13 protein-coding genes and 1 pseudogene are annotated in these 14,292 nt (G+C 42.2%); 12 read left to right on the forward strand and 2 right to left on the reverse strand.

What is annotated here, in order from left to right; all coding sequences use genetic code 11:
• Positions 1–47 precede the first annotated feature (47 nt).
• A complete protein-coding gene (gene tatA / locus CVS84_RS04755) occupies positions 48–269 on the forward strand; it encodes a twin-arginine translocase TatA/TatE family subunit (RefSeq protein WP_107691375.1) in 222 nt (73 codons plus the stop codon).
• A 9-nt stretch (positions 270–278) separates the two neighbouring features.
• The gene (gene argS, locus CVS84_RS04760; RefSeq protein ID WP_107691376.1) at positions 279–1,862 is read left to right on the forward strand and encodes an arginine--tRNA ligase; all 1,584 of its coding nucleotides are present in this window, start codon (positions 279–281) and stop codon (positions 1,860–1,862) included.
• Between the two features lie 81 nt (positions 1,863–1,943).
• Here argS and CVS84_RS04765 read toward each other — a convergent pair whose 3' ends face one another.
• Complete coding sequence (locus tag CVS84_RS04765) at positions 1,944–2,879, reverse strand: sugar transferase (protein ID WP_107691377.1); 936 nt, start codon at positions 2,877–2,879, stop codon at positions 1,944–1,946.
• Positions 2,880–2,982: 103 nt separating this feature from the next.
• Between CVS84_RS04765 and CVS84_RS04770 the strand changes: the two genes are divergently transcribed.
• Entirely contained in the window at positions 2,983–3,966 is a 984-nt protein-coding gene (locus CVS84_RS04770) for a YeiH family protein (RefSeq protein ID WP_107691378.1), read from the forward strand.
• Here CVS84_RS04770 and nadD read toward each other — a convergent pair.
• A complete protein-coding gene (nadD, locus tag CVS84_RS04775; RefSeq protein WP_107691379.1) occupies positions 3,950–4,831 on the reverse strand; it encodes a nicotinate (nicotinamide) nucleotide adenylyltransferase in 882 nt (293 codons plus the stop codon). The genes CVS84_RS04770 and nadD overlap by 17 nt on opposite strands.
• A 79-nt stretch (positions 4,832–4,910) precedes the next feature.
• On the opposite strand from nadD, the gene gap reads away from it, so the two are divergent.
• From gap to CVS84_RS04815, 9 genes and pseudogenes are all read left to right on the forward strand, one after another.
• On the forward strand, positions 4,911–5,909 hold the full coding sequence (gene gap / locus CVS84_RS04780; RefSeq protein ID WP_107691380.1) for a type I glyceraldehyde-3-phosphate dehydrogenase: 999 nt from the start codon (positions 4,911–4,913) through the stop codon (positions 5,907–5,909).
• Positions 5,910–5,925: 16 nt separating this feature from the next.
• Positions 5,926–7,128, forward strand: coding sequence for a phosphoglycerate kinase (locus CVS84_RS04785; RefSeq protein WP_107691381.1), 1,203 nt, complete (start codon positions 5,926–5,928; stop codon positions 7,126–7,128).
• On the forward strand, positions 7,125–7,823 hold the full coding sequence (locus CVS84_RS04790; RefSeq protein WP_107691382.1) for a triose-phosphate isomerase: 699 nt from the start codon (positions 7,125–7,127) through the stop codon (positions 7,821–7,823). The genes CVS84_RS04785 and CVS84_RS04790 overlap by 4 nt, the downstream gene beginning before the upstream one ends.
• Positions 7,824–8,111: 288 nt before the next feature.
• Positions 8,112–8,930: an enoyl-ACP reductase FabI gene (fabI, locus tag CVS84_RS04795; RefSeq protein WP_107691383.1), complete on the forward strand. Its 819-nt coding sequence runs from the start codon at positions 8,112–8,114 to the stop codon at positions 8,928–8,930.
• A 200-nt stretch (positions 8,931–9,130) separates the two neighbouring features.
• Positions 9,131–9,355 (forward strand): annotated as a pseudogene (locus tag CVS84_RS09625) (DUF2625 family protein); the annotation flags it as partial.
• 28 nt (positions 9,356–9,383) lie between these two features.
• Entirely contained in the window at positions 9,384–9,524 is a 141-nt protein-coding gene (locus CVS84_RS09630; protein ID WP_234411906.1) for a hypothetical protein, read from the forward strand.
• Positions 9,525–10,079: 555 nt separating this feature from the next.
• Positions 10,080–12,086 (forward strand): TonB-dependent receptor domain-containing protein, encoded by a 2,007-nt coding sequence (locus CVS84_RS04805; RefSeq protein ID WP_107691384.1) that lies wholly within the window; start codon positions 10,080–10,082, stop codon positions 12,084–12,086.
• 128 nt (positions 12,087–12,214) lie between these two features.
• Entirely contained in the window at positions 12,215–13,561 is a 1,347-nt protein-coding gene (locus CVS84_RS04810; RefSeq protein WP_107691385.1) for an FAD-dependent oxidoreductase, read from the forward strand.
• A gap of 38 nt (positions 13,562–13,599) precedes the next feature.
• Complete coding sequence (locus CVS84_RS04815) at positions 13,600–14,277, forward strand: DUF4272 domain-containing protein (RefSeq protein ID WP_234411902.1); 678 nt, start codon at positions 13,600–13,602, stop codon at positions 14,275–14,277.
• Positions 14,278–14,292 lie beyond the last annotated feature (15 nt).

Genomic DNA, 14,292 nt, shown 5'->3' on the forward strand with positions numbered 1-14,292 from the left:
TTCAGGAATTTATGATAACATTTTGAAAAATTTATTGAGGAGAAAAAATGGGTTCTTTTAGTATTGGTCACTGGCTAGTTGTTTTAGCGATTATTGTTTTACTTTTTGGAGCAAAGAAGATCCCAGAACTTGCAAAAGGACTAGGCAAAGGCATAAAGACTTTTAAAGCTGAGATGGAAGATGCAACACCTGAAAAAAGTGAGAAAGTCGAACATAAAGAAGAGAGTGCTGCTAGTCAAAAAATAGAAGAAACAACTAAAAACGCATAGGTTTTAGAGTTGAAAAATAAAATAAAAGCTGAAATTTCAAAGGTTTTAGAGCGTGAATTTGTGCTTGAAAAGCCAAAGGATAAAAATTTAGCCCACTATGCAACGCCACTTTTTGGCCTTGCAAAGGAGCTAAGAAAGTCGCCGGCCATGATAGCTAGCGAGTTTGCTGATAAATTTAGTGATAGCAAGATAGTCGAAGCCAGTGCGGTAAATGGCTACTTAAATTTCAAGCTAAAAAGCGAGTTTTTAGATGAAATTTCAAAGCAAATTTTGTTAGATAGCGAAAATTTTGCAAAAGAAGATGCGAAAAAAGATAGCTATTTAATAGAATACATCAGTGCAAATCCAACTGGACCGCTTCACATCGGGCATGTTAGAGGCGCAGTTTACGGTGATACTTTGGCAAGACTTGGCAAAAGACTTGGCTATGCTATCTCAACAGAATACTATATAAACGATGCTGGTAATCAAATAGATCTGCTTGGTACTTCGATATCGCTTGCGGCAAAAGAGCAGCTTTTTAATGAAAGCATCGTCTATCCAGAGAAATACTACCGCGGAGATTATATTTTAGATATCGCTAAGCTTGCAAATGAGAAATTTGGTAGGGAAATTTTTTATGATGAGAGTAGAAACCTCGAGCTTGCCGAGTTTGGCAAGGATATCGTGCTTGAGATCATCAAAAAAGATTTAGCAGATGTTGGGATATTTATAGAGAGCTGGGCTAGTGAAAAGGCTCTTTATGACGGCCTAGAGCCAACTATAAACAAGCTAAAACGTTCAAATCAAATGTATGAAAAAGAGGGCGCTACTTATATCGCTTCGACCACACTTGGCGATGATAATGATAGGGTTGTCGTTAGAAATGACGGCAGACCGACATATTTAGCTGGTGATATCATCTACCACAATGCTAAATTTGAGAAAAATTTCGATCACTACATAAATATTTGGGGTGCAGACCACCATGGATATATCGCGAGGTTAAAAGCTGCAATAAATTTCCTTGGATATGATGAAAACAAGCTTGAAGTGATACTCATGCAGATGGTTAGCCTGCTAAAAGATGGTAAGCCATACAAGATGAGCAAGCGCGCTGGTAATGCCGTGCTGATGAGCGATATCGTAAGTGAGATCGGTGCTGAGGCGCTTAGATTTATCTTTATAAGCAAGGCAAATACGAGTAGTTTGGAATTTGACGTAGATGAGCTTAAAAAAGAGGACAGCTCAAATCCGATTTTTTATATAAACTATGCTCATGCTAGGATAAATCAAGTCTTCGCAAAGGCTGGGAAAAATGTTCAAGATGTAATCAATGCAAACTTCGAATACCTAGACGAAAATGCTAAAAATTTACTTTTTGAAGCGCTAATCTTACCTGAAATTTTAGAGGATGCTTTTATCTCAAGGCAGCTTCAAAAGATCCCAGACTATTTGAAGTCACTAGCTGCTAGTTTTCATAAATTTTATAATGAAAACCGTGTGGTTGGAAATGAAAACGAAGATAGCTTGCTAAAAGTTTTTGCAGTTGTCGCTATCTCGATAAAAACAGCATTTAACATAATGGGAATCACAGCTAAAGATAGGATGTAGAATTTTGGCTAAATACAATAAAATTAAATTTGAAAAAAGGTTTATTTAAAAATATCTCAAACTCATGATGCTCTTGAGAATTTAAACACCTTTTTTCTCAAATACAATCGCAATAGTTTTTACTATAATCTTTATCTCCAGCCAAAGTGACCAGTGCTTTATGTAGTAAAGATCATACATCAGCTTTTGCCTGGCGTCGTGTGTATTTGAGCCATAAGGGTAGTTTACCTGTGCCCAGCCCGTGATACCAGGTCGAACGATGTGACGTTCATTGTAGTAAGGTATCTCTTTTTCAAAGAAATTTATCCAGTGTCTTCGCTCAGGCCTTGGTCCTATCAGATGCATTTGCCCTCGAAAGACATTTATACACTGCGGCACCTCGTCTATACGAGTTTTTCGCATAAATTCGCCAAACTCAAATACTCTTTCATCATTTTCACTAGCAAATTTTGCCCCATCTTTCTCGGCATCTTCCATCATCGAGCGAAATTTGATGCATTCAAATTCTCTGTTGCCCAGCCCAACCCTGTTTTGCAAGAAGTAAAGGCTACCAGGGGACTGCTCGTCTATCTTTTTCTTTACATAAAATTTAAGCACAAAAAGCATCACAAGAAGCATCGAGCAGCTTACATAGTCGATCACACGTTTTAAGGCGTATTCAAGGGCATTATAAGGCTTGATGTCGTTTAAAAAGTTTAAATTTTCCCCATTTTCTGGGATATAACATTTGTGCAGATAAATTTCTAAAAAATTCTCTACGTTTAGAAATTTTATCTTTTTATACTTCGTTTTAAACTGCAAAAGCGTGAGAAATCTCACCAGTTTGCCATCAACTGGCTTTGCGGTATTTAGCACGATTAGCCTTTGATCGCCTGATTTTATGAGATTTTCTAGTGCGCTTCGCAAGGCTTTTGCGTCGCTATTTTCATGGGATAAAAAATTTACCTGGCCAAATTTCTTCCTAAGCTTCTCTAGCTCGAGTTTGGTGAAAGTATATTTTTCGCCAAGGATGATCATGGGCCTATCCCTTTATCTTTATTTTAAATTTGCATTATAAAATTCGTCTAATTATACCCAAACGTGCTAATTGCATTTTTAAAAAATAGATTAAGGTTAAAATATGTCTCATAAATTTCTTGCTGTGCTTGTTCTGGCGCTAATCTGTGCCATTTCTTTTGCACTTTCAAACACGGTTTTGGCTAAATTTCACACCAGCCCGCTCATCATCTCGATCATTCTTGGCGCCATTTTTGCAAATCTTTTCACCAAACAGACTCAAATTTTAAAATCAAGCGGCGTCGTAGCGGTCGCTGGAAAGCAAATTTTAAGGCTTGGCATCATACTTTTTGGCTTTAACATAAGCCTTAGCGAGATCGCAAGTGTTGGCACTCTAGGCGTGATATATGCAGCTTTTATGGTATTTGCGACCTTTTGCTTTGCGCTTTTTACCGCTAAGGCTTTGGGGCTTAGCAAAGATAGTGCCGTGCTCATTGGCTCAGGGGCAAGCATATGCGGCGCAGCTGCTGTTATGGCTACTCAAAATGAGATAAAAGCAGACGCAAACAAGCTTGCTATCGCCATTTGCACGGTGGTGCTCTTTGGGACGATTGGTATGTTTATCTATCCATTTATCGCTAAATTTCTAGCTCTCACGCCACACCAAACCGGCTTTTTTATCGGTGGCTCACTTCATGAGGTAGCCCATGTAGTCGCAGCCTCAGCAGCATTTGATAGCACAGCAAGCAGCACCGCCGTCATCATAAAAATGCTTCGTGTCATCATGCTAGTACCATTTTTGTTTTTGCTAAATTTCTTAAATTTAAGCCAAAATAGCGGCGGCTCAAAGCTAAAGAGCATACCATGGTTTGCGCTATTTTTCTTAGTGGCGATCTGCGTTAGATCTTTGCCATTTTTCTCTGAAATTTTGGTACAAATTTTAAAGCTAGCTGCTAGTATCTGCCTTTGTGTTGCGATGTGCGCTTTGGGGTTTGGGATAGATAGGAGTATATTTAAAGCGACGGGCAAAAAGCCATTTTTGCTAGCATTTTTTATATTTTTATGGCTTATTTGCTCATCGCTTGTGTTTGTTAAGACTCTTTGCTAGTTTTTAGCTTTTGCAAAAACTCTTCGATGTTGTATTTTGCTCTGTAAGCTGGGCTTAAAAGATGTATCAAAATGTCGCCAAGGTCCATCACAATCCAATCAGGCGAGCTCTCAGTGCCTATAAATTTCTCTCCAAGAGGCTTTAACTCCTCTTTTAGATCCTCGCTCAGTGAGTAAGCGTGCCTCTCGCCAAGCGTTGTAGCGATAACTACGGCCTTTACGAAATAATCATCTCCGCTCATATCAAACACTTGTATCTCTTCAGCCTTTTTTGCGTCTAAAACCTTAACTATACTTTCGGTGCGCTCTTGCATTGATCTCTCTTGCATTTTAAATCCTTGGTAAAAATTTATGATCTCATCTTTTATCTCGCTAGGTAGCTCATCAAGCCCTTTTTGATGCCTGATCTGCGACGAGCTAACATCCACGTGCACGTCCATTTTTTGTAAATTTCGCGGAATTTCTATGTGATTGCGCTTGGCGATCACAAACTGCACTAAATTTTTTAGCTCCTCATATCCGTGCCACTTATCAAGCGTGGCTAGGTGGTCCGCGCCTATTATGAGATAAAATTTCTCTATCTTGAATTTCTCATACAAATACTTAACCGTCTCTATGGTAGGCACCGGGCGAGCTAAATTTATCTCATAGTCTGAGATCTCGACCTTCTCTAGGCCGCCCCAAATTTCTCTTATCCACTTTAGTCGAAGCTCTGGCGGAGCTGAAAATTCACTCTTAAAAGGACTTATAAAAGTTGGCATGATGATGAGCTTGTCGACATCAAGGCCACTTAGTGCCATTTTCACAATGCTATCGTGTCCTAAATGAACCGGATCAAAGCTCCCGCCAAAAAGTGCTAACTTCATCTATTAAAGTGCCTTGTTTATATTTGTTTTAAAATTCTTTTTTGTAGAATTAGGCGTAATTATATCAAAAGGAGCTAAGATGTCAGTTAAAGTAGCAATAAACGGCTTCGGGCGTATCGGCAGGTGCGCTGCTCGTATTATTTTAGAGCGAGACGACGTTGAGCTTGTCGCTATCAACGACACGGCGACGCGCGACATGACGCGCTATCTGCTCAAATACGACAGCGTGCACGGCGAATTTAAGCAAGACGTTAAGGTGATAAACGACGATTTTATAGAAGTAAACGGCAAAAAGATAAGAGTTTTTTCAACAAGAGATCTAAACGAGCTTAGCTATGCAGACTACGGTGTAGACGTGGTTTTGGAGTGCACGGGCAAGTTTTTGACCACTGAAAAATGCGAACCGTATCTAGCTCGCGGTATCAAAAAAGTCGTCATGAGCGCTCCGGCTAAAGACGACACGGCGACGTTCGTAGTCGGCGTAAACGACGATAAATACGCAGGCGAAGCGATCGTCTCAAACGCAAGCTGCACCACAAACGGCCTAGCGCCCGTCGCAAAGGTACTAAACGATAAATTTGGCATCGTAAAAGGGCTAATGACTACGATCCACGCCTACACAAACGGCCAAAGCTTGGTTGACGTGAAGGCCAAAGACTTCCGCCGCTCGCGCGCTGCAGCCCTAAATATCGGGCCTACGACCACCGGAGCTGCCAAAGCTATCGCAAAAGTACTTCCCGAGCTAAACGGCAAGATGCACGGCCAAAGCGTGCGCGTACCGGTCGCTAACGTCTCTATGGTCGATCTAACGGCTGTTTTAAAAAGACCAGCTAGCAAAGAGGAGATAAACGAGGCGTTTAGAACGGCTGCGGAGTCAAATTTAAAGGGAATTTTGTTTGTCGATGACGATTATAGAGTTAGCAGCGACTTTTGCACGAGCGCATACAGCAGCATCGTAGCCAGCGACACTACGCAGGTCATCGCTGATGATATGGTAAAGATCTTTGCATGGTACGACAACGAGTGGGGCTACTCGACAAGGCTTGTGGACCTAGCTAAGATCGTGGCTACGAAGTAAATTTAAAGGGTGAAAAATGAGTGAAATTTTATCGATCAACGATCTTGAGCTCGGCGGCGCGAAGGTATTTGTTAGGTGCGATTTTAACGTGCCGATGGACGAGTTTTTAAACATCACCGACGACCGCCGTATCCGCTCGGCGATCCCTACTATCCGCTACTGCCTCGATAACGGCTGCAGCGTGGTTTTGGCTAGCCACCTGGGGCGACCTAAAAACGGCTTTGAGGAGAAATTTTCGCTGCGAGGCGTCGCAAAAAGACTCTCGCTTTTACTGAGCCATGAGGTTGTATTTGCCGAGGACGTCATCGGCGCGGACGCCAAAACTAAAGCCGCCGCGCTGAAGCCGGGCGAAATTTTGCTTCTTGAAAATTTGCGCTTTGAAAAGGGCGAGACCAAAAACGATGAGGCGCTAGCTTCTGAGCTCGCTAAATACGGCGAATTTTACATAAACGACGCGTTTGGCGTCTGCCATAGGGCTCACAGTTCGGTCGAGGCGATCACCAAATTTTACGACGAAAAGCACAAGGCGGCGGGATTTTTGCTGCAAAAGGAGATAAATTTCGCTCAAAATCTCATCAAACACCCTGCGCGTCCGTTCGTCGCGGTCGTGGGTGGCAGCAAGGTAAGCGGCAAGCTGCAGGCCCTACACAACCTGCTTCCGCGCGTGGATAAACTGATCATTGGCGGTGGCATGGCGTTTACGTTTCTAAAATCTCTCGGTGAAAATATCGGAAATTCGCTACTTGAAGAGGATCTCATCGAGGACGCGCGCGAAATTTTGCGCAAGGGTAGGGAGCTTGGCGTTAAAATTTACCTGCCGGTGGACGTCGTCGCGGCTCAGACCTTTTCAGCCGAAAGCGCCGTAAAATTCGTCCCAGCGCAAGAAATTCCGAGCGGCTGGATGGGGCTTGATATCGGACCGGCGTCGATTAGGCTATTTAAAGAGGTCATCGCCGACGCGCAGACCATCTGGTGGAACGGGCCGATGGGCGTTTTTGAGATGGATAAATTTAGCAAAGGCAGCATCAAAATGAGCCACGCCATCATCGACACTCACGCGACTACGGTCGTGGGCGGCGGCGATACGGCCGACGTGGTCGAGCGCGCTGGAGACGCCGACGAGATGACCTTTATCTCTACTGGCGGCGGCGCGAGTCTGGAGCTTATCGAGGGCAAGGAACTACCAGGCATAAAACCGCTTAGAAAGGCTGCGGAGTGAGGTTTTTAGCAAATTTAAAGTGCAATCACACGAGAGCGAGCTTTAAAGAGTACGCCCAAATTTTAGACGCAAATTTAAGCTTAAACGACGACGTGACGGTGTTTCCGCCCTTTAGCGCGCTTGATCTTACGGCTCATAAATTTAAACTCGGCGCGCAAAATTTCTATCCGTGCGAAAGCGGCGCTCATACCGGCGAGATCGGCAAGGCGATGCTGGACGAGTTTGGCGTAAAAAGCGTACTGATAGGGCACTCCGAACGACGCGAGCTAGGCGAGAGCGAGGAGCTTTTGCGCGCTAAATTTGACTTCGCCGTAAAGGCAGGCTGGCAGATCGTTTACTGCATCGGCGAAAATTTGAGCGTGAACGAAGCCGGCGGCACGAAAGAGTTTTTGGCAGAACAGCTAAAAAATATCGAGCTTAGCTACGAGCGGTTGCTGATCGCCTACGAGCCCGTGTGGGCGATAGGCACGGGCAAAAGTGCTGGCACGGAGCAGATCGAGGAGATATTAAATTTCATCCGCGAGCAGACGAGCGCGCTGCTTCTTTACGGAGGCAGCGTAAATGTCGCAAACATCGGCGGGATAGCGGGGATCAAAAACTGCGATGGAGTACTAGTAGGTACGGCGAGCTGGGACGCTTCGAAGTTTTTGGAGCTTATACGCATTGTCTCGCATCGCTATACTTCGTTGTCTTAAAATTTTGCTCGGTCATTACCTGTATGGTAACTCCCGTCGCAAAATTTTAAGCCGCCTAGTCTAGCTTCGCGATACTGTCGCTATCGATTTGTGTTTGAAATTTAGCGTCTCGCGAGATTTCGCGAATTTTAATTTGTAGAATTTTAAGTCAAATTGCGCAGGATTTTTCGCTTAGTCAAGGCAAAATTTAAAAAATAAGCGGAGCGAACATATGGTTCGTGAGCATTATTTTTTAAATTTTAACGCAGAATAAGTAGAAAAGCCAAGCAAAAATAGAAAGGAGAAAGAATGATTTTAAAAGAAAAAAAAGGCCTCATCGTCGGCGTCGCTAACGCCAAATCTATCGCTTACGGCATCGCCGAAGCTTGTCACGAGCAGGGGGCGCAAATGGCGTTTACCTACCTAAACGACGCGCTAAAAAAACGCGTAGAGCCGATCGCGGAGGAGTTTGGGAGCAAATTTGTCTATGAGCTTGACGTAAACAATCCTGCTCACCTTGACGGGCTTGCGGATCGTATCAAAGCAGACCTCGGCGAGATAGATTTCGTCGTGCATGCCGTGGCTTATGCACCAAAAGAAACGCTAGAGGGCGAGTTCGTAAACACGACTAAAGAAGCCTTTGATATTGCGATGGGCACGAGCGTGTATTCGCTGCTAAGCCTCACGCGCGCGGTACTTCCGGTGCTAAAAGAGGGCGGCTCGGTGCTCACGCTCACCTATCTTGGCGGACCAAAATTCGTGCCTCACTACAACGTAATGGGCGTCGCAAAAGCAGCTCTTGAAAGCTCGGTGCGCTACCTAGCACACGATCTTGGCGCTAGAAATATCCGCGTAAACGCGATCAGCGCGGGTCCGATCAAAACGCTTGCGGCAAGCGGCATAGGCGATTTTAGGATGATTTTACGCTACAACGAGGTAAATAGTCCGCTAAAACGCAACGTCACGACGCATGACGTCGGCAACAGTGCGATGTACCTGCTTAGCGACCTAGCCAGCGGCGTAACCGGCGAGGTACACTACGTCGACTGCGGCTACAACATCATGGGCATGGGCGACGTGGCGACCGACGCCGAGGGCAACACGATCCTAGCTTGGGACGCAAAATAATCTACTGACATAAATTTGGCGGGACGACTCGCCAAATCCTTCTTTTAAATTTCATCAAATTTGACCAAAAGGACGCGCAATAAGAGCTTTGAGATGAGCTCATAGATAGCCAGCGGGCGCTGGTCGAAGAGTGACTAAAAGAGGCCAAAAATAGCTACGAGATTTTACCGCGTGACGAGAACAGGGCTTAAAGCGAGCTTTTGGGGCTTCAGGTAACTACTCGATCGTCGATTGGTGCGTTTGTTTATAGGTATGGTGGCATCGTGATGAATGGAGGTTGGCTGCACCTACTTGGTTCAGGATGTGAGCAGATGAAGCGCGGAATTTACAGCTTTAACCTTGGCAAAAACTTTAGCGAGGCAAGGTAGATGTCTAGCAATTTGTTCGTGGCAAACGATGTTTTGTATAAATTTTTCGTGATAAACGGCGGTGCCTTTGGTGGCAAAGCCGGCAATGTCTTTTACTGCATGCCAGACAAGCGGCAAATGGGAAGATGCGCAGCTTGGCTACTCGCAGTTTTTATACTGGGGCTATGCGGCGATATATCTAAATTTTGCTAGCTTTACTACTGGGATGACTGGCGCGAAGATGTGAAAAATTTTAGCCTTGATAGGATGATATTTGTACTACTGCCGATACTTTAGCAAGACACCAACATAAGTCTAAGGCTAAAAGATATGAAAAAAGATATTATTTGCATGAATGAATATTTCATTTTTGTATTCAATGGCGTCTAATAAATTTGCATGATACTTCTATTAGATCCAAGAGTTTTGCTCTATCTTATTTAAATTTTAAAATTTCTTCATAGTCTATCTAAGAGTGTTTATAAAAAAATTCTGAGCGCTAAAAAAGTAAAATTTATTTTAGATTTCTTAAGCCTTTTTTGATAAAAATTATCTATAAAAGTTAAGAATTTTTCTATTAAAAATTAACCTTATTTACTACTTTGATAAAATTATTTAATTTAGTCCTTTATATCGGAATTTAATTAAATTAATGGACAATTAAAAATTTAAAAATAATTTATATTTTTGTCTAAAAACCCGAAAATTTACCCAAAATTTATATTTTAAATTATAATATTCAATATCAAAATTATGTTATAAAATTAAAATAGTAACTTTAATAACCAAATTAGGAGGAAATATGAGATTTAAAAGCTTATTTAAACTCTCTCTTGCAGCAAGCATAGCAGTTTGTGCAAACGGGGCAGACGAGAGCGTATTAAGCGGAGTTGAGGTAACAAGTAGCAGTGGCGGATATGGAGTTGATGACATCAAAATTTCAACCAGAAATGCTGGCCTAGCAAAAGACGTGATGAGAGACATCCCTGGCGTTTACGTAGGCGGAACAAACGGTATGAATCAAAAAATTTACATGAGGGGCGTTAGTGACCGCGGCCTAAACATCACGATAGATGGTGCTAAACAAAACGGAAACACGTTTCACCACAACGCCGATTTACTAATCGACCCAGATCTTATAAAAGCCGTTGATGTCGAAGTTGGCTCAAGGTCAGTAGTAAATGGCTCAGGCGCACTTGGTGGCTCGGTCGCCTTTAAAACGGTTGACGCAAAAGACTTGCTTGATGATGGTGAGATCATCGGTGCAAAGATAAAGACTGGATACGCTTCAAACAACAGCGAATTTTCTCAAGGTCTTATGCTCTTTACTGCACCGGTTGAGGGACTTGACTTTATAGCCGCTATTAATCACAAAGACTACGACTATGGCAAAAGCGGCAATAAAAGAAAGATAGGTGGCGATGGAAACGACCTTAGCTATCTTTTAAAGCTTGGTTATAGCTTCCTTGATGCACATAGAATTTCTATCTCAAGAGAGCACAATGAATTTAAGGGTCTTTATCCTTTAAGAGCAGAATTTGGTAGTTCGCATGCAAATGATGACCACCGCAAATACGAGCGCGATACGACAACGCTAAAATACGAATACAAGCCTAGTAATCTTTTGAATTTAGAGGTAACGGCATATAATACCGAGCATAAAAAAGATGATCCGGTCTTAAAAATTTTAGGCGTAAAGACAAACGGCATAAATGCAAAGGCTAAGAGTATAGTCGAGACCGGCGCTTTGACGCAGACGCTTAGATACGGCGCTGAGTTTTACCAAAGTAAAAATTTTAACAAGCCAAATAATCACTATCCTGAAAAGGTAAATAACTACTCAATCTATGCGGAAGATGCGCTAAATTTTAGCTCGCTAACCATCACACCAGGCATCAGATACACCTATCACGAGCTAAAAAGCTACGACGGCAGAGCTGGAAATGTAAAGAGCTACACCTATAAATTTAATGAATTTACCCCAGCGCTTGCGCTTGATTATGAGATCATTAAAGGGCTTAATGCATTTGCAAGCTATGCAAGAGTCTTTAGAGGGCCTGATGTCATGGAGTCGATGATGGCAAGTGGAAGCAGCAGGGGCAGAGCCTTAAATTGGTCGGCAAATAAGGATCTAAAAGCGACAACTGGTAATAGCTACGAAACTGGTCTTAAATATCATGGCGACATAAATGAAGTTAGCTCATATAGCCTCTCTGCAAAATATTTCATGACAAAATATAAAAATTTAATAGTTGATAACAACGCAGCAGGTGGAGGTGTAAATCAAACTTTAGTTAGGATAAACGCTGGTGGCGCTGATATAAGCGGCGTTGAGCTACTTGCAAGGCTAAATTTAGACGCACTAAGCCTAGCTGCTAGCTACACTCATCAAAATGTAAAATATAAAGATAGAGTAGCAAACCCAGCAAGGGGCGGATACTACACCTCAAACGTTATCGGCTACCGAGATCAGGGCGATAAATACACATTTAACGCAGAGTATGCATTTTCTAGCATTGATACGCTAGTAGGCTACAACCTAATCTACTTTGCATCAAAAAATACCATCTCGGCTGGTAATGACGAAAGTGTGAATATACCAAGCTACGCAGTTAGCGATATCTACGCTACCTATTCACCAAGCAGCGGTAAATTTAAAGGCCTTGAGATAAACGCTGGAATTTACAACCTCTTTAACAAAGCTTATACTTCACAATCTCAAAGATTGGCTACATATACAGGCGACTCAAATTTCATAGACTGGGAACCAGGTAGAAATTTTAAGGTAAACGTATCTTATAAATTTTAACTTCAAGGCAAGGTGAGAACCTTGCCAAATTTCTCTTTTATATAAAAATTCTAGCTTTTTTCACTATGCTGTTTGTTTTAAAATTAATATAGTATCATTTTGGCGACTAAACTTTTTTGGGAGAAAAAATGAGGCAGAAGCACTTTGAAGTGGTAATTGTCGGAGCAGGCATTAGTGGGACGGCGCTCTTTTATGAGTTGGCTGCATTTAGTGATATAAAAAAGGTCGCACTTTTAGAAAAATATGACGGCGTAGCTACTCTAAATTCAAACGGCAAAGGCAACTCACAAACCATTCATTGTGGCGATATCGAGACAAACTACACACTAGAAAAGGCAAAAAAAGTCTCTCGTGTGGCAAATATGCCAGTAAAATATGCTCTAAAATACAATCTTGATGGCAAATATATGTTCGCTCATCAAAAGATGGCACTAGCTATCGGAGATGCTGAAGTAGAGCGCATGAAAGAGCGATATGAGAGTTTTAGAGAGCTTTTTCCTTATCTTGAAATTTATGACAAAGAGAAGTTAAAACAAATCGAACCAAACGTCGTTTTTGACGCAAATGGCAATGAGAGGCCAGAAAACATCATCGCCATAGGCACGCAAAATGGGCAGTTTACGACGATGGACTTTGGCGGCTTAGCAAACTCTCTTGTGCAAAATGCGCTAAATTTAGGCGCAGATGGTTATGAGATCAGCCTAAACTCAGAAGTAACTGATATAAAAAAGGCGGGTGATACATTTCACATAAAGATAAATGATGGCGAGGTGATCACCGCAAACTACGTTGTAGTAGATGCTGGAGGACACTCGCTATTTTTGGCTCACAAAATGGGTTATGGGCTTCATCTTAGCACATTGCCCGTTGCTGGAAGCTTTTATTTCGCAAAAAAACGCCTACTAAACGGCAAAGTCTATATGGTGCAAAACGATAAGCTACCATTTGCCGCGCTTCACGGCGATCCAGATATCCTAGCTAACGGCAACACTCGCTTTGGACCAACAGCTCTTGTCATACCAAAACTAGAGAGATATCACGGCTGTTCAAGCTTTTTTGACTTTTGTAAATGTCTAAAATTTGATAAAAACGTCTTTGAAGTCTTTACAAATCTCTTAAAAGATAGCGACATCAGATCTTATATTTTGAGAAATTTCTTATTTGAAGTACCATTTATCAATAAAAAAGAATTTGTAAAAGATGCTAGAAAGATCGTACCAAGCCTAAGTGAAAACGATCTGAGCTATGCTGTAAATTTTGGTGGCGTAAGACCGCAAGTTATCGACCGTAATAAAAAGTGCCTTGAGCTTGGCGAGGGCAAGATAAGCACAGGCGAGGGCATAAGTTTTAATATGACTCCAAGTCCTGGGGCTACTAGTTGCTTTGAAATAGCAAGAACTGATATGATCGAAGCCTGTAAATTTTTAGGTAAAAATTTTAACGAAGAGAAATTTAACGCTGAGTTTTTTGAATAAAAATGGGAGTGTTTGATATTTTTAAAAAAGGTGCGGATATGCCAAAAACAGCGCAACAAAGAAAAGATGAGAGCATAAAAATTTTAAAAAAAGAGGGCGTGGCTGTGCTTGAGAGTCTGCCACTAAGGTATGATAATAGTGAAGTTACGCCAAGAAGTGTTGATGAGATCATTACTCGTGCGGTTTGCTCATTTACAGCGATCATGTGCGCTTGCACTATCCGCGACAATGGCCACTTAAGTGAAGATGAGATAGCTTGGGCTAAAGACTTTTTGGGCGATTTTTATGGCGATCTAAGTGTAAAAGAAAAAGAGGTCGTAGAGGGCAGAGCCGATATAAATTTGGCTGTAAATATGGGCTGGAAATATGAGTCGCTTTGGATCTTGCTTTGGGCACTTGGTATAGCTGAAGATATTGGAGAGATGGATAAAATTTGCGACTGTGATTTTGTGATGGATGTCTTTAGAGAGGGTGGGCTCAAAAACCGCTCAAAACCGCGCAGTTTGGATGAAATTTTAAGCAAACTTGACCTAGTTTATCGTTACCACTGGGCGTGCGTAGATGCAAGGATAAACGGTAAAAAGGTTGCCGGACTTGACGAAGAGGTCGTTATGGAAAGACGTGCAGGGCTTGAGTGGTTATGTTGCAAAGGGCAAGAAAATGATGACATAAAGGCTGAATTTAACGCCTGGGATCATCCTGATCTAAATACGTAAATTTACATTTTTGCA

The organism is Campylobacter concisus (genome assembly GCF_003048575.1).
Lineage (GTDB): Bacteria > Campylobacterota > Campylobacteria > Campylobacterales > Campylobacteraceae > Campylobacter_A > Campylobacter_A concisus_U.

Excerpts from the sequence above, each read along its gene's own strand:
- tatA (WP_107691375.1), top strand. The coding sequence starts at position 48 with ATGGGTTCTTTTAGTATTGGTCACTGGCTAGTTGTTTTAGCGATTATT.
- CVS84_RS04765 (WP_107691377.1), bottom strand. The coding sequence starts at position 2,879 with ATGATCATCCTTGGCGAAAAATATACTTTCACCAAACTCGAGCTAGAG.
- CVS84_RS04770 (WP_107691378.1), top strand. The coding sequence starts at position 2,983 with ATGTCTCATAAATTTCTTGCTGTGCTTGTTCTGGCGCTAATCTGTGCC.
- nadD (WP_107691379.1), bottom strand. The coding sequence starts at position 4,831 with ATGAAGTTAGCACTTTTTGGCGGGAGCTTTGATCCGGTTCATTTAGGA.
- gap (WP_107691380.1), top strand. The coding sequence starts at position 4,911 with ATGTCAGTTAAAGTAGCAATAAACGGCTTCGGGCGTATCGGCAGGTGC.
- CVS84_RS04785 (WP_107691381.1), top strand. The coding sequence starts at position 5,926 with ATGAGTGAAATTTTATCGATCAACGATCTTGAGCTCGGCGGCGCGAAG.
- fabI (WP_107691383.1), top strand. The coding sequence starts at position 8,112 with ATGATTTTAAAAGAAAAAAAAGGCCTCATCGTCGGCGTCGCTAACGCC.
- CVS84_RS09630 (WP_234411906.1), top strand. The coding sequence starts at position 9,384 with ATGTCTTTTACTGCATGCCAGACAAGCGGCAAATGGGAAGATGCGCAG.
- CVS84_RS04805 (WP_107691384.1), top strand. The coding sequence starts at position 10,080 with ATGAGATTTAAAAGCTTATTTAAACTCTCTCTTGCAGCAAGCATAGCA.
- CVS84_RS04810 (WP_107691385.1), top strand. The coding sequence starts at position 12,215 with ATGAGGCAGAAGCACTTTGAAGTGGTAATTGTCGGAGCAGGCATTAGT.
- CVS84_RS04815 (WP_234411902.1), top strand. The coding sequence starts at position 13,600 with ATGCCAAAAACAGCGCAACAAAGAAAAGATGAGAGCATAAAAATTTTA.